Raw genomic sequence first — 18,017 nt, forward strand, 5'->3', positions numbered from 1 at the left:
TGCCTGCCAGCCCTTGTGGTTGAGCTTGGCAGTTGCAGGCGCAGACAGCAGCAGACTCTTGACGGAATTCATTATGCAAACAGAAGTGACACCTGAGATCGTATTGGCCAACCCGCGTGGCTTTTGTGCGGGCGTAGACCGTGCCATTATTATTGTCGAACAGGCACTCGAAAAATTCGGCGCGCCGATTTATGTGCGCAATGAAGTGGTTCACAACAAATTTGTCGTCGGTCAATTGCGCGACAAAGGCGCCATTTTTGTCGATGATCTGGAAAAAATTCCGGCAGGCAGCATTGTGATTTTTAGTGCGCATGGCGTTTCCAAAGCGGTGCGCGCAGAGGCAGAGTCGCGCGGCCTGACGGCGTTTGACGCCACTTGTCCGCTGGTGACCAAGGTGCATATCGAGGTCGCCAAAATGCGTAAAGATGGTCTGGAGATCATTATGATCGGCCACAAAGGCCATCCAGAAGTCGAAGGCACCATGGGCCAATCCGAAGCAGGCATGTATCTGGTGGAAACCCCGGAAGAGGTGACCGCCCTCACTGTCACCGACCCTGACAAACTGGCCTATGTGACACAAACCACCTTATCGGTGGATGACGCCACTCAGGTCATCAACGCCCTCAAAACACGCTTCCCCAACATTAAGGCACCCAAAAGCGATGATATTTGCTACGCCACGCAAAATCGGCAGGACGCGGTCAAAATCATGGCCAAAGACTGTGATCTGGTGATTATTGTCGGCTCACCCAATAGCTCTAACTCAAACCGTTTGCGTGAAGTTGCCAAAAACCAGGGCGTAGAAGCTTATATGGTCGATAATGCCAGCCACCTGCAAGCAGACTGGTTACAAGGTAAAAAGAAAATCGGCATTTCTGCCGGTGCCTCAGCCCCTGAGGTGTTAGTACAGGAAGTGATTGCTGCTTTGAAAAACATGGGGGCTAACCAGGTGGAAGAGTTGCAAGGGGTAGTGGAAAACGTCGTGTTCCAGCTGCCCAAAAACCTGGTCAATGCAGAGAAGCGCAGCACGGTTTAAACGCTTGCCGCATTGATTGGCTGGCCGTCCCTTGCTAAGATTGGCAAACAATGTTCGCCTTGTTTGCCGGTGTAGCTCAGTTGGTAGAGCGGTTCATTCGTAATGAAAAGGTCGGGGGTTCGATTCCCTTCTCCGGCACCATTCACACATCAAAAACTTCCGACCGGCCACCGGCAAAAAAAAGCCCAAGCCATTTCAGCTTGGGGCAAGCAATATCCTCGGGAAAGGATAGTCGGGAAACTCGCATGTGATTGTTGTTAACTGCCATTGCGATTGAATTCCACTACACTGATTCACGTATGCATGATTTGTGCCAAATCATTTAAACAGTCCAAGCACTTGATTTTAATTGAATAAATCTAGACATGGGGCGCACTCGCCCACACGAATTGATTGATATCAACCACCAATCTGGTTTAATAGAACCAAATTGGTGATTATGGAACGCGCGAACGGCGCAGGTCGGAAAACAGCGGGAACAGCAAAGGCAATAACAACAGCGTGAACAAGGTCGCGGTAATTAACCCACCGACAATCACCACCGCAAACGGCCGCTGGGTTTCGGAGCCAATGCCATGCGAGAGCGCCGCTGGCATCAAGCCCAACCCGGCCATCAAGGCCGTCATCAATATCGGGCGCAAGCGGGCAACCGCGCCTTCAATCACCGACTCTGACAGTTCTCTGCCTTCGCGCATCAAACTCTTGATCTGCTCGACCATGATCACCCCGTTTTGCACCGAAATGCCGGCCAGCGCAATAAAACCGACGGCCGCAGAGACGGACAAATGCAGTCCGGCCACGGCCAGCCCCGCCAGGCCGCCCACCAGCGTAAACGGAATCATCAGCAACACCAGCAAGGCGTTTTTGACCGACTTGAATGCCCAAAACAGCAAGACAAAAATCAACAACACTGACAAGGGCACAATCACCATCAACCGCTTCATTGCCCGTTGCTGGTTTTCAAATTGCCCACCCCAGGTCATACTATAGCCAGGCGGCAGTTTGACCTGTGCCTCGACCTGCTGCATGGCTTCTTGCACGAAACTGCCCTGATCGCGGTCTGTAATATTGGCTTTGATCGAGACAATACGCGAGCCTGATTCGCGGCTGACACGAGAAGCCCCTTCTTTGATGGTCACCTCGGCCACTTCGCTGAGCGGGATGCTACCGTTTCCATTTGGCAAGGCAATCGGTAACTCGTCAATATCATCCACAGAATCGCGGAAAGGCCTGTCCAGCCTTAACGTGACATCAAAATGCCGGTCGCCATCGTAAAACGTATTGGCCGGATTACCGGCTAAAGCGGTTTGTACCGTATTGTTAACATCGCCCGCCATCAGGCCATAGCGCGACAATTGGGCACGGTTCAGCGTGATATCGAGCTCAGAGTTGCCTGAAATGCGGACTGCCGCCACATCGGTTGCGCCACGGACGTGATTGATGACATCGACCACCTCTGCCGCTTTCTGCTCGAGAATCGTTAAATCGGGGCCAAAAATCTTGACTGCAATTTCACCTTTCACGCCAGACAACGCCTCCTCCACACTGTCCTGAATCACTTGCGAAAAGTTGGTAGGCACGCCCGGAATCTCGTGGATACGGCGCGACATATCCTTGATCAGCGATTCCTTATCGGCAAACTTCCATTCGCTGTGCGGCTTGAGATCAGCCAGAATCTCCATGTGATAAGGCCCCTTAGGGTCGGTGCCGTCATCTGGCCGTCCGACATGCGACACCACCAACCTCACCTCTTGGTAGCTATTCAGAATCTTGCGGATTTCTCGCTCGATCTCTTTGGTTTTTTCCAGGCCAGCCGAGGGTGGCAAATCAACGGTGAGCCAGATATTGCCTTCATCCAGCTTGGGGAGGAATTCCGAGCCTAACATGGGCGCAGAGAGCACGGATATAACCAAAATGCCCCCGGATAAAATGACTACCCATGCGCGGCATTTGCGGGTTTTAAGCAAAATATGACGATAGGCATTTTGCAAGCTTTGCATCCAGTGGCTGTGCTTTTCCGCCATATCCTCACGCTTCATGGTGTATGACAACAAGGCTGGCACCAGCGTCAAAGTCAGGATAATGGCGCCCAGCAAGGCAAAACTCAAGGTGAATGCCATCGGCGAGAAAATTTTTCCTTCTACGCGTTGAAAGGTAAAAATCGGCAAAAAGGCAGTGATGATGATGGCTTTGGAGAACAGAATCGGGTGCCCCATATCAATCGCCGTGCTTTTAAGCGTCTGCATGCGCCAGGCCAGCCCCATATTGCCTTGTGTTTTATCCACCTCAGCCACCGCCAGGCGCACCATCAGCGCCTCTACCAGCACCACTGCACTGTCAATAATAATGCCAAAGTCTACCGCCCCGAGCGAGATCAGGTTAGCGGAGACACCGCGTAAATCCATGACAATAAAGGCAAATAACAGGGATAACGGAATCACCGAAGCCACAATCAGGGCGGCGCGCCAGTTGCGCAAAAACACTACCAGAATCGTCACCACCAGCAACGCGCCGACAATCAGGTTTTCTGCCACGGTATGCACGGTGTGGTGAACGAGGCCGGTGCGGTCATAAAAAGGCACGATTTTGACGCCGGGCGGCAGGGTCTGATTGACCAGATCCACCTTCTCGCGCAAGGCGTCGATCACTTTGGCGGCATTCTGGCCCTTGGTCATCAGCACGATGCCTTCAATAATGTCATCCTGCTGATTAAAGGAAACGATGCCCGAACGGGGGCGATCACCAATCACCACTTGACCAAGATCGCTGACCAGAATCGGCTTGCCATCCCGCGTATCCACCACGGATTGCGCAATATCATCCAGACTGCGAAACAGGCCGATGCCACGCACCACCAGCGACTCGTCGCCTCTGTGCATGAGTCCGCCACCCACGTTACTGCTGTTGTTGCTGACCGCCTGGTTAACCTGATCAATACTCACATCAAACTTTTTCAAGCGGTAAGGATCCAGCTTGATTTGGTATTCCTTGACCGTCCCGCCAAAACTGGTGATATCGGCCACCCCTGGCACCATGCGCAATTGCGGGATAATTTTCCAGTCCTGGATAGCGCGGATTTCGCGTTGCGGCATCTCTGCCGGTGCTTCAACCAAATAGCGGTAAACCTCCCCCACCGCCGTCGTCAGCGGTGCCAGCGTGGGTTGCAAGCCGATGGGCAAGCTCACCCCTTGTAAACGCTCTAACACCTGCTGCCGCGCAAAATAATCTTGCGTGCGCTCGGCAAAAGTGAGGGTGACCACGGAGAGCCCGGTAATAGACACCGAACGGATTTGTGCCAGTCCCGGCACCCCGCTCATCCCATGCTCAATCGGCAGTGAAACGACGCGCTCGACCTCCTCTGGCGCCATGCCCGGCGATTGTGTCACGATAATCACGTGCACATCTTCAACATCGGGGAACGCTTCAATTGGCAGGTTTTGCACCGCAAACCAGCCAAAAATCATGAGCACAACCGCGCCAATCAGCAGAAATACACGCTGTTGCAGTGAGAAGGTGATCAAGCCTTTTAACATCGCCTATTTACTCACGGACAAATCTGAATTGAGCAGAATGGCGCCGCTGGTCACGATGCGCTCACCCGGGTTTAAGCCGGTTTTCACGGTGGCATATTCCCGCCGTTGTAAATCCAGCACGACTTTACGCTTGCTAAAATGCAAGGGCTGCTCTTCTACAAAGACATAGCTGTAGAGTCCCTCGGTAATCAGGGCACTGTTGGGCACGCGGATGACGCGATGCTGGCTGGTATCCAGCGGCGTGATGCGCGCATACATTTCTGGCTTGAGCTTGCCTTTGCTGTCGAGCAGGCAACGCACAGGAATCCGGCGCGTGGCCGGGTCTACCATGATGCCTATTGTTTTAATTTCGCCGTCAAACACCTCGTCAGGATAGGCATCCACCTGGACACTGAGCTTTTGCCCTTGCGAAATCCGGCTCAAGTCCCGCTCTGGCAAATCGATACTGGCCCAGACATGGCTGGGATCCGTGATCAAAAACAAAGGATCTGCCGCATCGGGGCGGACCTCGCTGCCAGGATTCACTTTCCGGTCAACCACCACCCCCGCGATTGGCGAGCGCACGACATAGCGATCACTTGCCCCGGTCGACACCCGCAGGTTTTTCAACCTCGCCATCGCGCGCTCATGTTCTGCACGCGCACTCGCCCAATCCGCCTGTGCGACTTCCATGTCTTTTCTGGCCAGCACCCCGCCTTCAACCAGCATGCGGCTACGCTCCAGCGCCTGTTGCTTGAGCCCCAAATCGGCCTGCGCCTTGCGCACATCCGCGACCGCCGCCCCCACATCCGGCGAGTCCATCACCAGCAAGGGCTGACCGGCTTTCACGGCTTCGCCGACTTGTGCCTGAATATTCAGCGCTCGTCCGGCCACTGGCGAATACACCCGTGCTGTCCGGTTTTCATCAAACACAATCTTGCCGTTGAGGGGCTCGGTCACCGGCACCGGGATCTCGGTGACGGGTTCAATTTTGAGACTGTTTAATTGTGGCGAACCCGACGTCAGTACAATCTGGTTGGCTGGTTGCGCGGGCACTCGGGCATTTTTGTCTGCAGCCATGGCTGAAGCCATGCAAATCCCTATCGCGCACAAGATAAATACGATCTGGCGCATCGCCTTGACGGTAGCAGGGGGGGAAGCCATGGAAGTGAATGAGCGCATCATAAAATTATTCTTGATAGACAAATGCCTGGCGGGTGGCCGCTAACCAGGCGGATAAGGACTTGGCATAATCAGCTTTGACGCTGACTGCCTCCAGTTGGAGCGTGCGTAAAATACGTCTGGCATCGAGCAAATCCATGACATTCATGGCGCCATGCTTGTAAGCAAACTCTGCCGCATCTGCTGCGTTTTGCGCTTCACGCAGAATGCTCTGGTCAAAACGTCGATTTTTATCAATCGCGGCATCCAAATCTGCTTTGGCCTGCCTCATTTCGGCAATCGCCGCCGCCTGCACACGCTCTCTGGCCTCGATTGCACTGGTATAGCCAACTTCAGCCCGTGCGGCCTCGCCCTCATACTGATAATTGGTAAACAAAGGAATACTCAATGAAGCGCCTATGGTATCTGGTGCCGATCCAGGCTCCTGCCCGGGAAAATGCTGGTAAGCAAACGACCAGGTAAAATCTCTGACCTTGAGCGACTCCGCAAGCTTTCTGGTCTGCTGGGCCTGCTCCATGCGCGCTTCAGCAGCCTTCACATCCGGACGTTGTGGTAACCAGCCAGTGTCTTTCTCAGCCGCTGGATTGGCCGAGGGCTCTGTAATCAGGGCGGGCCAGGGGTCCGTCACACGGAGCTTACTCGCATCCTGATCCTTGCCAAGCAAGTAAGCCAGCATGGCTTGCGCTTTTTGCACAGTCGCCTCAGCCTGGCGCAAATCATTGCTGGCCCGCAGGGCATCTACCCGGATGCGCGCTACATCCGCCGACGCCACATCGCCTGCTTTCAGACGCAATTGCGCTGCCTGCAGTGTTTTCTCGTAACTACTGACATTCGCCTGCTGAATGAGCAGACTTTCCTGGGCAAGTTTGAGATCAAAATAGGCATTGGCCATGGCCAACGCCTGTTGACGATAGGTTTCCCCCAGGTCGAGCCGGCTCGCTTTGACCGCACTTTCCGCCACGGCAGAACGCAGTGCCCGCTTGTCACCACGCTCATACAACTGAGTGACCTGCACCGCCGAGTTATAGGTTTGATCCAACAGGTCTCGTTTGCCGTTTTGGTTTTTATTGCCTTGGCCGCGATTGAGGTTGAGACTGGAAAGGCCGAGTGACAAGACCGGGTTTGGTTTTTGGCCAGCAATCAGGGTATCGGCTTCTGCACTTTCAATCGCCCGCTTGGCAGCGAGCAGATCACGGTTATTGCCTGCAAACACAAGTTCTGCCTGTTGCAGGCTGAGCTGGTCCCATGCAACTGCTGGAGCGACACCGGAATCCGCAACCGCCTCTAAACAGACCATCAGCAACACGCAAAGCCAGCCCTGCTGACGCCTCAACATAACACCTATCCCTGTGCTCATCACTTAAATTTTTATGGTATACACCTGATTATCCTTATCATAGTAGGCTTATCTGCTTACGACAATCTTTCACTGAACGCATCCTGACAAAAAAGAGTCTATTGTAAACACCGTCAGCCATGGACAAGGCCGCGGGCTTTATAGACAATCCTCCTTATGACACAACATTTCAAGATTCCCGTTTCCGCATTGGTATTGATTCATACGCCAGATTTGCAAGTCCTGTTGATGGAGCGTACGGACAAACCGGGATACTGGCAGTCAGTGACCGGGAGCATAGAAGCAGAAGAATCGCCCTATCAGGCAGCGATCCGCGAAGTGCGGGAAGAAACCGGCTTGGACGCGCTGGCTTACGACTTTGAAGATTGGCACGCCAGCAATGTGTATGAAATCTATCCGCATTGGCGTCACCGATATGCGCCCGGCGTCATGCAAAACACCGAGCACCTGTTTGGCTTGTGTCTGCCGGAACCACAACCAGTCACGCTGGCGCCAGACGAACACACGCACTATGAATGGGTGGACTGGCGGCAAGCGGCTAAAAAAGTCTTCAGCTGGACGAATGTGGATGCCCTTAGACGACTCGGTGAAAAACACCGTTTAACACTGTAATTGCCAGCTTTGCAATTGGGATAAATCCACATCGGTTGTAAAATAGCGTTTTACCCTCAACTAATGGCTATGACCATGCAAACCGCCACTATCAAATTTGAAAAGTTCCAGTCGGCCAAAGACGATGACTGTCAGGCCCGTATTCTGGCTGCCCGCGAAAAGCTGGGTAAGCGACTGGTGATTCTGGGCCACCATTACCAGCACGAGAGTGTTTACCGCCATGCGGATTACTCTGGCGACTCACTGAAACTGTCTAAATATTGTGACAGCCTGGATGCGGAATACATCGTCTTTCTGGGTGTGCATTTCATGGCCGAGGTGGCTGACATCTTGAGCCGCCCGGATCAGGTCGTGATCTTGCCAGACTTGGCCGCAGGCTGCTCCATGGCAGACATGGCCAATCTGGCCAAGGTTGAGCGTAGCTATCGCGAACTCAGCAAAGTCCTTGATTTTGATGAAACCATCACACCGGTCACGTATATCAACTCCGCGGCAGACCTGAAAGCCTTCTGTGGTGAACATGGCGGCATTGTGTGCACCAGCACCAATGCCCCCAAAATCCTGGAGTGGGGCTTCAGCCAGCGCGAAAAAATCCTGTTCTTCCCGGATCAGCATCTGGGCCGTTGGAGCGGCTACAAAATGGGTATCCCATTAGAGCAAATGCCTGTCTGGGATCCAGATCTGCCCATGGGCGGCTTGACCGAACAGCAAATCAAAGACGCAAAAATCCTGCTGTGGAAAGGTCATTGCTCAGTACACCAGATGTTCCGCAAACAGAATATCGACCAGTTCCGTGCCCAGCATCCAGATGGCAAAGTCATCTCTCACCCGGAAACGGCGTTTGAGGTCTGCATTAACTCAGATTATGTTGGCTCTACAGAATACATCTTGCGTACCGTGAGTGAAGCCGAGCCTGGGACGAAATGGCTGGTAGGCACCGAATTGAACCTGGTCACACGCCTGGCCGAAGAAATGAAACCGCAAAACAAGCTGGTTCAGTTCATGAGCCATGTGGTTTGCGAATGCTCAACTATGGCACGTATTGACCCGCAACACCTGGCCTGGTGCCTGGAAAACCTGGCCGAAGGTAATGTGGTCAACCAGATTAAAGTGCCCGCGCATGAAGCCAAACTGGCCAAACTCACACTGGATAGAATGCTGGCCGTTTCCTGATGCGTGATTGCCCGCTGTGCCAACCAACCCCCTACGACTTGCTATGGCAGGATGATTTTTGCCGGGTAGTGTTATTGCACGACGCAGATTACCCTGCCTATTGCCGGGTGGAATTAATTGCACACGTCAAAGAAATGACCGACCTGCCTCCCGCAGCGCGAGCACGCACCATGAAAGTCGTGTTTGCTGTCGAAACAGCGCTGCGGGAAGTCATACATCCGGATAAAATCAACCTGGCTAGCCTGGGCAATAAAACGCCGCATATGCACTGGCATGTGTTGCCAAGATTCGAGAGTGACAAACACTTTCCGAATAGCCACTGGGGCAGCGCTATGCGGGATTCCGAGAGTCAGCCTATGAGACAGGATGTTCGGGATCACCTACAACGCGTTGTAACTATGCGAGTGGAATGTGCGCTCAATAGCTAAAGCTTAAAGAGCTCCTCGATATTTAGGAGTTAGTGTTGCAACAGCTGTTGTAACGCATACCAACCCTCATCACTATCGTAATCACCATTTCGTGCGGGTGCACTAAGCATGCTTCTTAAGCCAGCTGCTTACGCCCCTCAACCATCCCAGTAAATCATCCACGTAGGTGTACAGCACCGGGATCACCACCAGACTCAGCACGGTTGAAGTAATTAATCCGCCAATCACCGTAATCGCCATTGGCGCGCGGAAGCTAGGATCCGCACTCCAGCCCAGTGCAATCGGCAGCATACCGGCAGCCATGGCAATGGTGGTCATGACAATCGGCCGCGCACGTTTATGGCACCCATCGATAATCGCATCAAACCGGCTTAACTGGCGCTCTTTTCTGGCCATGATGGTGTACTCCACCAGCAAGATCGAGTTTTTGGTCACCACACCCATCAACATCAACAACCCAATCACACTCGGCATGGAGAAGCTGTTGTGGGTGACCAGCAGGGCAAAGAAGGCCCCACCCAGTGACAAGGGCAGCGCCCCCAAGATGGTCACTGGTTGCAGAAAGTCGCCAAACAGCAAGACCAGCACCACATAGATGCACATCACGCCGATGACCATGGCGCCGCCAAAGCTGGCAAACAACTCGTTCATGCGTTTGGCGTCACCTGACTCCAGCTGCTTCACGCTGGGCGGCAGCGATTGCATGGCGGGCAGCTGTTGTACTTCACGCATGACCTCACCAATCTGACGCTTGTTGAGTTCGATATCGAAGGTCACATTACGCATGCGGTCCATACGGTCAATTTGCTGCGGCCCACTGCCCATGCGAACGGTGGCCACGGTTTCCAGGCTAACACTGCCGTTGCGTGCGGGTACCCGCAGTTGGGCAATTTCTTGCAAACTGGTGCGTACACTGGAACCCAATCGCACCCGGATTGGCACCTGGCGCTGAGGCAAATTGAGCTTGGGCATGGTATTGGAGAAGTCGCCAGAGGTAGCAATGCGAATCACCTGTGCAATCGACTCTACCGTCACCCCCAGCTCGGCGGCCTTGTCGATATCGGGGATGATCTGCACCTCTGGCCGTTGCAGGCTGGCACTGGATGTGATGTTGCCGACACCGCTCAAGGTACGCAATTGTTGCTCCAGCTGTTGGCTGGCATTACCCAGCGCAATGCCATCATCGCTGGCCAGTGTGATCTGCAGTTTTTCACCGGATTCCCCAATGCCGACGTTGACACGTGCGCCAGGCAAGGCCTTGAGTCGCTCACGTAACTCGGCTTCAATTTCGGATTGCTTCTGATGCCGCTCACTACGATCCGTCAGACTAATCACCAGGCTGCCCTTGCGCACATCCGTACTATTCTGCGAAGCATTGGGGCCACCCCCACCGGTACTGGCCGTGCCCGCGGCGCTAAACACCGCTTTCACTTCCGGGTGCTGCTTGACGATCTGCTCTGCCAGACTAACCACTTCGCGCGTCTGTTCCAGCGCGGTCCCCGGCTGCAACTCAATATTGACCTTGGTTTGGCTACTGTCAGAGGAAGGCACAAAGCCTTTAGGCAACAGTGGCATCAAACTCAATGAGCCGACAATGAACAATACAAATGCCAGCACCACGGTTTTGCGGTGGCGCAAACACCACTCCACACTGCGTAAGTAAGCGCGCATAAAGCCAGAAATTTGCTCTTCCTTGACTGGGTGCGGTTTTAACAAATAGGCTGACATCATCGGCGTCAACAAACGGGCGACGACCAGCGAGCCCATGATCGCAATGGCCGCCGTAATGCCAAACTGCTTAAAGAATTTACCCGGTATGCCGCCCATAAATGCGGTGGGCAGAAAAATCGCCACCAGCGTAAATGTGGTGGCAATCACCGCAAAGCCGATTTCATCAGCGGCCTCCATGGCAGCCTGATAAGGGGATTTGCCCATGCGCAGGTGGCGGACAATGTTTTCGATTTCCACAATGGCATCATCGACCAGAATCCCCACCACCAGCGCCATGGCAAGCAAAGTAAGAATATTGAGCGAGAAGCCGAAATATTGCATAAATGCAAAGGTCGGGATCATGGATAAAGGCAGAGCGACGGCGGCAATAATGGTGGCGCGCCAGTCGCGCAAAAACCACCACACCACCAGAATAGCGAGCAATGCCCCCTCGTACAGCAATTGCATGGAGCCGTGATAGTTATCTTCTACCGGCTTGACCATGTTAAAAGCCTCCACAATCTTCACTTGTGGATGCAAGACCCTGAATTTTTCCAGCGCGGCACGCACATCTTTGGCCACCGTCACCTCACTGGTGCCTTTGCTACGCGTAATTTCAAACCGGATGACTGGCTTGCCATCATAGCTGGCATAGGTGGTGCGCTCGGCATAGGTATCAATCACCTCCGCCACTTGCGACAACTTGATGTGGCGACCATCGCCGATGGGAATATCCAGATTGCGGACTTCATCCGCACTATGCAAGGCGCCCAGGGTGCGTACCGACTGAATATTGTCGCCAATATCCCCTCGCCCGCCCGAGGCATCCTGCTGTACGCGTTTGAGCTGTGCAGACACATCGCTGACATTGACACCCAAACCCGCCATCAAGGTCGGATCAAGATTAACCTGCACTTCGCGGTCTACGCCACCGGTACGCGTAATCTTGCCCACGCCATTCACTGCCAGCATGGCCTTGCTCACTTCGTTGTCGACAAACCACGATAGCTCGCCTTCATCCATATTGTCAGCCGAGGCGACGAAAGTGAGGATCGCGCTGCCCGAGGTCGTCACTTTGGACACGGTAGGCGTCAGTACCGCAGCGGGCAACTCCGAGCGCGCGCTATCAACCGCATTGCGTACCAGATTCAGTGCCTCTTCACTGTTGGTATCTATAGTGAACTGCACACTGATGCTGACACTGCCATCGGTAATTTTGGTGGTCATATGCTCGATCCCACCAATGGTCGCAATCTTGTCTTCAATCTTGCGGGCCACTTCGGTTTCCAGCTGTGGCGGGGCCGCGCCCTCCAGCGTCGCACTGACCGAAATCACCGGCAGCTCAATATCCGGAAAGTTCTGTTTGCCTAATTGATTAAGTGATTTGAGACCAAGAAAGCTCAACACCACGAACAGCAGAATGGCGGGAACCGGACTGCGGATAGACCAGGCTGAAAAATTCATTTTGCAGCCTCAGGTTTGGTCACCGTCACGATTTTGACCCTATCCCCATCGTTGAGAAAAGCGCCACCACTGAGCACCAGCGCGGCCCCTGCCTCCACGCCACCAAGCAACTCTATCAGCTGCTCGCGGGTACGGCCGGTTTGTACCTTGCGCTGTGCGACCTGGCTGATACCGTCAGCCCCGGATGGCGCCAGTTCAAACACATAGGCAAAGCCATCGCGGTAGGTGACGGCACTCAGTGGGACCGCCAACCCTTGCTGCTGGCCGATATCCACCTGCCCCTGCACATACATGCCAGGTTTGGCACTGCCTTTGGGAATATCCACATACACCAGCGCATTACGGGTATTGTTGTCGACGGTCGGCGAAATCAACCGCACGGTCCCGGCTACCTTCTTGCCGCCCGGCAAACTCAGGTTGACCGCTTGTCCGGCATGCAAAGCGTTTTGCTGATCTGCATTCACCTCACCGCGCCACTCAATACGACTTTGCCGCACCAGCCTGAATAACTCCGCCCCGGCCGACACCACATTCCCCAAATTGGCAGAACGTGATGAAATGACGCCATCGTCAGGCGCCACCACTTTGGTCTGGCGCAAGCGGATTTTCTGGTTCTCCAGCTCCGCCTCGGATAAAGCGAGATTGGCGCGTGCCGTCTGCTCGGCAATCATGTATTCATTGATTTTTTGCGCCGATAGCGCGCCACTGTCCTTGATTTCGCGCGCACGGTCTGCATTACTTTTTGCCTCGGCCAGCGCGGCCTTGTCTTTTTCAACCGTGGCGAGCTGTTTTTGCAAATCCGCCCTGACGGTTTCATCGGCCAGGACAACCAGCAACTGCCCCTTGCTCACTTGCGCGCCGACATCGGCCAGCACTTGCTGTATGCGCAATCCGGCAATTTCCGCACTGACCAGGGCCTCTTGCCAGGGATAGACGCTGCCATTTAGCATCAGAGTCGTCTGCCATTGCACCTTCACGGGCCGGGTGACCTCCACGCTCAGGGCGGCTTTGCCCTTGCCCGCTGACTGCGGCGCATGTTCTGTTTCAGTTTGATTGACGGCCGCGCGGTTAGCACGTTTTTCTGCCAGCTCGGCCTGATGCCGCGGATGTTGCCAGAACCAGGCACTCACACCCACCAGCACGGCCGCAATGATTAAGAATTTGGTTTTTTTTGTCAGTCTGCTCGCCATTTTGATTTACCTTTTTTCCATGGGCTTGAGGATGATGGGTTTCACCGTCGCCTGTGTTTCCAGCCAGTCACCACCAAATGCCTTGTATAACGCAATCCACTGCAACACACGGTTTTTTTGCTGGGTGATAAGGTTCAGCTCGGCATTAATTTTTTGCCTGCGGGCATCTTCGAGTGACAATAAATCCAGCCCGCCTGATTTCCAGTTGATCTCGGCGGCCTTGAAATATTGCTGATATTGCTGGGCACTGGCCTGCTCGGAGGTGGCACGGCGGGTAGCACTTTCCAGATTCACCAAAGCCTGCTCTACTTCTTTGACAGCATTACGCACATCCTGCTGATAGGTTGCCAGCAAACTATCGTAATTGGCACGCGCTTCTGCCAGATCCGCACGCAAAGTGCCGCCATCAAAAATCGGCAACTTGAGAGAAGGGCCATACGACCAGGAGTCGGTGCGTGTCACCGTGCCATTAAAGTTGGTGCGGCGATAGCCGATCGATCCGGTCAGGGTCAGGCTAGGGTACATCTGGGCTTTGGAGACGCCGATATTGGCACTGGCTTCCGCCAAGTTGCGCTCATCAATGGCCAGGTCTGGGCGCCGGGTCAGTAAACTGGCCGGCAAGGCCTGCACGTCAAACATGGCAGGCTCTGGCAAGCTTTTGCCTTTCGCCAACCATTGACGCAACTCAGGCTCAGGCAAATTGGTCAACGCCACCAGCGCTTTTACCAGTCCATCACATTCGGCTTGCTGCCCATCCAGCGTAGACTCACTGGCGCGTGTCGCTGCCTCTGCGAGTGCGAGGTCTGACGGAGCGGAGAAACCAGCCTTGGCAGAAATGCCTGTCAAACGCGCGGTCTCTTTACGAGAGTCATAGGCCTGTTGCAGGGCGTCTACCGATGCCTGGCAGGCACGGTAATTGACATAATTATTTGCTACCTCGGCGGCCAGGCTCAAGCGTGCATCGTGCCAGGCAATTTTCTTGGACTCCAGTTGCGCTTTGGCTGCCTGCTTGGCGGCTTTCACCTTGCCAAACAAATCCACTTCCCAGCTGGCATCCAGTGAAATCGAATCAACTTCAATGGTACTGGCCGGAAACGCGCCACCACCACCGCCTTTACTCTTGGTGGCACTGCCGGTGCTAGTTAAATCAGGGATCCCTTGCGCACGGGCAGACAAGACATTGGCGCGCGACACACGGATATTGGCCAGCGCAATTTCAAGCGAGGGACTTTCTTTCTGTGCCTCAGTGAGCAGATGGTCAAGCACAGGATCGTTGAATTGCCCCCACCAATTGTTCAGCGACGCCAGATTGCCGCCATGCGGCAACGGCGCTTGCCATTCTGTAGCTACCTTGGGTTTTGGGCGGATGTATTCATCCATCACCGAGCAACTCGCCAGCGGCAAACACACGACAGCCAACCATAGCGGCAGGCGACGCAGGTTTACCGCAACCTTTAAGACAGGCTGCTTCATTTTTGTTCCATCCCGTGTAATCCTCTCAAGAATAACTGCACCACAAATGCAATGTGTGCTTCTGCATCCCAATCTGCTTCTTGCACCCCGAATAATGCTTTATGGCGAGGGCCGGCGATCAGTAGCTCGCAATAAGACTCAGCCGCCCGCATAAAATTCAGTTGTGGCAACTCGCCTTTATCCGCATACGTTTTAAAGATATTTGCCAACATTTGATAAATGCGCTCCGGCCCCACTTCTTTCACAGCACGCGTCAACTCTGGCAAATGAGAGACTTCTGAAACCGCAATCCTGAAAAAAGACACCATGCGCGGTTCAAGGACTTTTTTCAACATCAGGCGCCCGATATGCGTGAGCACCATGGCCAGCGACGGGTCGGCTAACTGGTCAAGATTGGTCATGGCACGCACATCCTGCTCCACCATGTGCTTGAGCGCCGCGATCAATAACGCATCCTTGTTGCTGTAACGCTCATAAATGGTTCGCGTCGAGACGCCACAGGTTGCGGCAATCCGCGCAATACTGGTCCGTGCCACACCCTCGGTCATAAACAGTTCGAGGGCCTGCGCCAGAAATTGGGCGTGACGCTCCTGTGTTGTCCCGGTTTTTGGCCGCCCCACCTTAGGTTTGGCTGCGGCTGTGCGTGTAGAAGGCATGTCGTCCTGCGTATCCATAAAATAAAAATAAAACGTTTTATTTTCAATTTTATGAAGATTCTAAAAAAGCGCAAGCAGTTTGTTGTATCTGGCTGGCTACAAAGCGCTTAAGAGCATAGTTTAGTTTGTTATACTCGCTGCACTTTTTAATCGCAGGCAGTCGCCATGGCTCTCAAATCCACCATTTATAAAATCAATCTCAATATTGCGGATATGGACAGGCATTACTATCAAACGCATATGCTGACCTTGGCCAAGCACCCCTCGGAAACAGAAGAGCGACTGATGGTCAGACTGCTGGCGTTTGTGCTCTATGCGGATGAAGCCTTGCAATTTGGCAAAGGCCTGAGTGACGACGATGAGCCGGATCTCTGGCAAAAAGACCTTACCGGGGCAATAGAACGCTGGATAGGCGTCGGCCTGCCTGACGAGCGTGAGATTCGCAAAGCCTGCGGAAAAGCCAAGCAAGTGGTGCAAGTGCTTTATGGTGGCAGAACTGCAGAGATGTGGTGGGAGCAACACCAAAAAGCCATGCTTAAACTGGATAATGTCACGGTGATTAACCTGCCGGAAACCCAGGCACTCACAGCCGCTGCCTCACGCAGCCTGAGCATGAGCGTCACCATACAAGATCAGCAATTATTAGTGAGTCATGACAACGGGAGTTTTGAGCTTTCTCCCGTCATCCTCAAGGCCTAGCATCCTTCTTCCGCCTTGGAAGCTGATTGAGCACAGGCTCAAAAACAAAACCCTCCATGGATCACATGAAGGGTTTTTGTTGCACCGGCACAGCCGACACTCAACAGCACTCAATTAAATTCAGTCTGCCGGTGAGCCCATGTATGGACGCTTGCCAATAAAATTCAGGCGCATTTGCTGGTGCTTATCCAGACCTTTATCCGGGTTATCTGTGATCAAGCCTGTGCCTTCCCATTTATCTTCAGGGCTTTGCTGTTTTGCCTGTGGGGCTTTACTGTAAGGCCGCTTGCCGAGGAAGTGGTTCTGATGCAGATTGTGTACACCACTCTCAGCGTCAGAGGTATCGCCTGCTTGAACATTCGCCATGAAGCCAAATGTTACCAGTACTGCTAATAACAATTTACTCATTTTACGCTCCTTAAATCGCTCATTCTTTAATAGTTTTTACCGTTAGGGTGAGTACCGGTCAGGTTTATGGTGGCATAGTTACCTGACAACTACCTGACTAAAACGCACGTTTGGACAATTGATGCATTTTCATCACTTGCTGCGCTTGTGCGGGTGCAGGATTTACAACCAAAGTCGCACCTACCCAGGCTTGATCAGCCGCTGCGCTAGCCACCACGGCAGGTGTGGCATAAGGCCGTTTGCTTAAAAAATGCTGTGTATGCGCGGTTTGTTGAATATTTTTCTCACCTTCAAATGCCACGGCCGTTGAGGCCACGAACAAACTTGAAACCATAAAACCCACAGAAATAAATTTACGCATCATGTGTCTCCTTATACGGTTAATGTGATTCATGTCTTCTCGTTTACATGTTTGCTCAATCACGATGGTTTGCATATTGCCAGCCAGCAGACAAGAAAGAATCTCTCGATATACGTAGTTTGGTATATACCTAACGGCATATATCATTATTTATGATGGCTATTGAAAGTAAGTGCCTAGCCAACCAATGCGCTGAAATTGCTCGCCAGGTGAATGCCAGCAAACCAGAGGTATGCTCAAGGAAACAAGCGATGCTCGGCGGGCCAAACACCGCCATACAAGGCTTCAGGATGGCGTAGCATCAGGCGCTGCCTGATCTCGCGTAACCTGCGCAATGGGACGGATACAACCATGAGGATATTGCCTTGCTCCAGCTGTTGACTGTGGGCACGCAAGCGATACCCTGGCGCCGCAGTCGCGATGGCCGCTGCCCACGCAGCACAGGCGAGTGCTCCAATGACCATGCAATACGGAATCACGGTGAAAGCAACTTCGCCAAACCACCACGGGAAAAAGCAGGCGAGTAAGCCGCTTAACAAGCCAACGATTGCGCCAAAGACAAACCCGGCCATCGCACTATAAAGAACATCGGATTTTTCTACGGCACCGGCTTTTGGTAATTGCGCTAGCAAATGTTCATGCCGGGCATGAAAATGGATGTGATTTTCATCAATGCGATCAAGCAGTAATTCATTCATCACGGCCTGAGCACTGTGAAGATTGGGTAAAACAAAATAGAGTCTGCGTCTCATCGTG

The 18,017-nt window shown here is 53.4% G+C and carries 15 protein-coding genes and 1 tRNA gene; 6 read left to right on the forward strand and 10 right to left on the reverse strand.

Features of this window, described 5'->3' with window-relative positions:
• Window positions 1-73: 73 nt before the first annotated feature.
• On the forward strand, window positions 74-1,036 hold the full coding sequence (gene ispH / locus ACT53D_RS10410; protein ID WP_476156278.1) for a 4-hydroxy-3-methylbut-2-enyl diphosphate reductase: 963 nt from the start codon (window positions 74-76) through the stop codon (window positions 1,034-1,036).
• A gap of 65 nt (window positions 1,037-1,101) precedes the next feature.
• A tRNA-Thr gene (locus tag ACT53D_RS10415) sits at window positions 1,102-1,177 on the forward strand.
• A gap of 296 nt (window positions 1,178-1,473) precedes the next feature.
• Here ACT53D_RS10415 and ACT53D_RS10420 read toward each other — a convergent pair.
• From ACT53D_RS10420 to ACT53D_RS10430, 3 genes are read right to left on the reverse strand one after another with little or no spacing between them, the layout of a single operon-like run.
• Window positions 1,474-4,569, reverse strand: coding sequence for an efflux RND transporter permease subunit (locus ACT53D_RS10420; protein ID WP_476156071.1), 3,096 nt, complete (start codon window positions 4,567-4,569; stop codon window positions 1,474-1,476).
• A gap of 3 nt (window positions 4,570-4,572) precedes the next feature.
• On the reverse strand, window positions 4,573-5,733 hold the full coding sequence (locus ACT53D_RS10425) for an efflux RND transporter periplasmic adaptor subunit (protein WP_228518865.1): 1,161 nt from the start codon (window positions 5,731-5,733) through the stop codon (window positions 4,573-4,575).
• A 4-nt stretch (window positions 5,734-5,737) separates the two neighbouring features.
• Window positions 5,738-7,066 carry a TolC family protein gene (locus tag ACT53D_RS10430; protein ID WP_194749014.1) on the reverse strand — a complete coding sequence of 443 codons (1,329 nt, stop codon included), beginning with the start codon at window positions 7,064-7,066 and terminating at the stop codon, window positions 5,738-5,740.
• 177 nt (window positions 7,067-7,243) lie between these two features.
• Here ACT53D_RS10430 and nudB point away from each other — a divergent pair, with 177 nt between their 5' ends.
• The 3 genes from nudB to ACT53D_RS10445 all read left to right on the forward strand — a co-directional run bounded on the left by nudB (window position 7,244) and on the right by ACT53D_RS10445 (window position 9,300).
• A complete protein-coding gene (gene nudB / locus ACT53D_RS10435; protein WP_194749015.1) occupies window positions 7,244-7,699 on the forward strand; it encodes a dihydroneopterin triphosphate diphosphatase in 456 nt (151 codons plus the stop codon).
• Window positions 7,700-7,774: 75 nt separating this feature from the next.
• On the forward strand, window positions 7,775-8,872 hold the full coding sequence (gene nadA, locus ACT53D_RS10440; RefSeq protein WP_379074037.1) for a quinolinate synthase NadA: 1,098 nt from the start codon (window positions 7,775-7,777) through the stop codon (window positions 8,870-8,872).
• Window positions 8,872-9,300 carry an HIT family protein gene (locus ACT53D_RS10445; RefSeq protein WP_476156074.1) on the forward strand — a complete coding sequence of 143 codons (429 nt, stop codon included), beginning with the start codon at window positions 8,872-8,874 and terminating at the stop codon, window positions 9,298-9,300. The genes nadA and ACT53D_RS10445 overlap by 1 nt, the downstream gene beginning before the upstream one ends.
• A gap of 102 nt (window positions 9,301-9,402) precedes the next feature.
• Here the strand turns inward: ACT53D_RS10445 and ACT53D_RS10450 are convergent, their stop codons facing one another.
• From ACT53D_RS10450 to ACT53D_RS10465, 4 genes are read right to left on the reverse strand one after another with little or no spacing between them, the layout of a single operon-like run.
• Window positions 9,403-12,474 (reverse strand): efflux RND transporter permease subunit, encoded by a 3,072-nt coding sequence (locus tag ACT53D_RS10450; protein WP_476156076.1) that lies wholly within the window; start codon window positions 12,472-12,474, stop codon window positions 9,403-9,405.
• Window positions 12,471-13,664 carry an efflux RND transporter periplasmic adaptor subunit gene (locus ACT53D_RS10455; RefSeq protein WP_476156078.1) on the reverse strand — a complete coding sequence of 398 codons (1,194 nt, stop codon included), beginning with the start codon at window positions 13,662-13,664 and terminating at the stop codon, window positions 12,471-12,473. Before ACT53D_RS10455 ends, ACT53D_RS10450 begins: the two co-directional genes overlap by 4 nt.
• Before the next feature lie 6 nt (window positions 13,665-13,670).
• Window positions 13,671-15,137 carry an efflux transporter outer membrane subunit gene (locus ACT53D_RS10460; RefSeq protein ID WP_476156080.1) on the reverse strand — a complete coding sequence of 489 codons (1,467 nt, stop codon included), beginning with the start codon at window positions 15,135-15,137 and terminating at the stop codon, window positions 13,671-13,673.
• Window positions 15,134-15,793 carry a TetR/AcrR family transcriptional regulator gene (locus tag ACT53D_RS10465; protein WP_476156082.1) on the reverse strand — a complete coding sequence of 220 codons (660 nt, stop codon included), beginning with the start codon at window positions 15,791-15,793 and terminating at the stop codon, window positions 15,134-15,136. Before ACT53D_RS10465 ends, ACT53D_RS10460 begins: the two co-directional genes overlap by 4 nt.
• A gap of 165 nt (window positions 15,794-15,958) precedes the next feature.
• Here ACT53D_RS10465 and ACT53D_RS10470 point away from each other — a divergent pair, with 165 nt between their 5' ends.
• On the forward strand, window positions 15,959-16,492 hold the full coding sequence (locus ACT53D_RS10470; RefSeq protein ID WP_476156084.1) for a YaeQ family protein: 534 nt from the start codon (window positions 15,959-15,961) through the stop codon (window positions 16,490-16,492).
• Between the two features lie 120 nt (window positions 16,493-16,612).
• Here ACT53D_RS10470 and ACT53D_RS10475 read toward each other — a convergent pair whose 3' ends face one another.
• The 3 genes from ACT53D_RS10475 to ACT53D_RS10485 form a co-directional block, all read right to left on the reverse strand.
• Window positions 16,613-16,900 (reverse strand): hypothetical protein, encoded by a 288-nt coding sequence (locus ACT53D_RS10475; protein WP_194749024.1) that lies wholly within the window; start codon window positions 16,898-16,900, stop codon window positions 16,613-16,615.
• A gap of 97 nt (window positions 16,901-16,997) precedes the next feature.
• Entirely contained in the window at window positions 16,998-17,261 is a 264-nt protein-coding gene (locus tag ACT53D_RS10480) for a hypothetical protein (protein WP_476156086.1), read from the reverse strand.
• Window positions 17,262-17,497: 236 nt separating this feature from the next.
• A complete protein-coding gene (locus tag ACT53D_RS10485; protein ID WP_379074026.1) occupies window positions 17,498-18,013 on the reverse strand; it encodes a hypothetical protein in 516 nt (171 codons plus the stop codon).
• Between the last annotated feature and the right edge of the window lie 4 nt (window positions 18,014-18,017).

The organism is Methylophilus sp. DMC16 (assembly GCF_056314045.1).

Excerpts from the sequence above, each read along its gene's own strand:
- ispH (WP_476156278.1), top strand. The coding sequence starts at position 74 with ATGCAAACAGAAGTGACACCTGAGATCGTATTGGCCAACCCGCGTGGC.
- ACT53D_RS10420 (WP_476156071.1), bottom strand. The coding sequence starts at position 4,569 with ATGTTAAAAGGCTTGATCACCTTCTCACTGCAACAGCGTGTATTTCTG.
- ACT53D_RS10425 (WP_228518865.1), bottom strand. The coding sequence starts at position 5,733 with ATGATGCGCTCATTCACTTCCATGGCTTCCCCCCCTGCTACCGTCAAG.
- ACT53D_RS10430 (WP_194749014.1), bottom strand. The coding sequence starts at position 7,066 with ATGTTGAGGCGTCAGCAGGGCTGGCTTTGCGTGTTGCTGATGGTCTGT.
- nudB (WP_194749015.1), top strand. The coding sequence starts at position 7,244 with ATGACACAACATTTCAAGATTCCCGTTTCCGCATTGGTATTGATTCAT.
- nadA (WP_379074037.1), top strand. The coding sequence starts at position 7,775 with ATGCAAACCGCCACTATCAAATTTGAAAAGTTCCAGTCGGCCAAAGAC.
- ACT53D_RS10445 (WP_476156074.1), top strand. The coding sequence starts at position 8,872 with ATGCGTGATTGCCCGCTGTGCCAACCAACCCCCTACGACTTGCTATGG.
- ACT53D_RS10450 (WP_476156076.1), bottom strand. The coding sequence starts at position 12,474 with ATGAATTTTTCAGCCTGGTCTATCCGCAGTCCGGTTCCCGCCATTCTG.
- ACT53D_RS10455 (WP_476156078.1), bottom strand. The coding sequence starts at position 13,664 with ATGGCGAGCAGACTGACAAAAAAAACCAAATTCTTAATCATTGCGGCC.
- ACT53D_RS10460 (WP_476156080.1), bottom strand. The coding sequence starts at position 15,137 with ATGAAGCAGCCTGTCTTAAAGGTTGCGGTAAACCTGCGTCGCCTGCCG.
- ACT53D_RS10465 (WP_476156082.1), bottom strand. The coding sequence starts at position 15,793 with ATGCCTTCTACACGCACAGCCGCAGCCAAACCTAAGGTGGGGCGGCCA.
- ACT53D_RS10470 (WP_476156084.1), top strand. The coding sequence starts at position 15,959 with ATGGCTCTCAAATCCACCATTTATAAAATCAATCTCAATATTGCGGAT.
- ACT53D_RS10475 (WP_194749024.1), bottom strand. The coding sequence starts at position 16,900 with ATGAGTAAATTGTTATTAGCAGTACTGGTAACATTTGGCTTCATGGCG.
- ACT53D_RS10480 (WP_476156086.1), bottom strand. The coding sequence starts at position 17,261 with ATGCGTAAATTTATTTCTGTGGGTTTTATGGTTTCAAGTTTGTTCGTG.
- ACT53D_RS10485 (WP_379074026.1), bottom strand. The coding sequence starts at position 18,013 with ATGAGACGCAGACTCTATTTTGTTTTACCCAATCTTCACAGTGCTCAG.